We start from the raw sequence: 678 nt of genomic DNA, 5'->3' as shown, positions 1-678 counted from the left end.
CACTTTCCGTCTACGGCCAGACCAAGGCCGCCGGCGACATCGCCGTGGCCGGCTGCCCGCGCCACTACATCATGCGCAGCTCCTGGGTCATCGGCGAGGGGCATAACTTCGTCAAGACCATGAAGGGCCTGTCCGACCGCGTGGCCGACCCGGACGACAAGCTCACGCAGGTCACCGTCGTGGACGACCAGCTGGGACGCCTGACCTTCACGCGCGACATGGCGCAGGCCATCTTCCACGTGCTGGGGACGCACGCCCCCTACGGGACCTACAACTGCACGGGCTCGGGCGCCGTGAGGTCCTGGGCCGACATCGCCCGCTCCGTCTTCGAGGCCGCCAACGGCAACGGGGACAGGGTCGTGCCGGTATCGACGGCCGACTACTACGCCAGCGCAGCCGGCCCCATCGCCCCGCGCCCGGTCCGCTCCGCGCTCGACCTGTCCAGGCTCGAGTCGGTCGGCTTCCGCATGCCCGACTGGGAGGAAGAGCTGGGGGAGTACCTTAAGACGCTTGCAGAATGAAGCTGTCCCTCGGGGTGAGTTCCCCCAAGGGACAGTTCTTTGCTTTCAACAATCTTTACCTTGAGAGCAGCCACTTCTGGGCCGGCGTGCCGTTCGGCTCGTAGAGCCAGACCCTGTTGCCCTCGGAGGTGCGCCTCGCGTCGTCGTCGAGGGCGAG

1 protein-coding gene is annotated in these 678 nt (G+C 67.3%); it reads left to right on the top strand.

What is annotated here, in order from left to right; translation table 11 throughout:
* On the top strand, positions 1–521 hold a 521-nt coding region (locus tag FGQ67_RS09910; RefSeq protein WP_138341778.1), incomplete at its 5' end, for an SDR family oxidoreductase.
* Positions 522–678 lie beyond the last annotated feature (157 nt).

Origin of the sequence: Collinsella aerofaciens (genome assembly GCF_005845035.1) — a bacterium.
Classification (GTDB): domain Bacteria; phylum Actinomycetota; class Coriobacteriia; order Coriobacteriales; family Coriobacteriaceae; genus Collinsella; species Collinsella aerofaciens_I.
The sequence above is the reverse complement of the archived record's forward strand: the minus strand, read 5'-3'. Positions and strand labels throughout refer to the sequence as shown.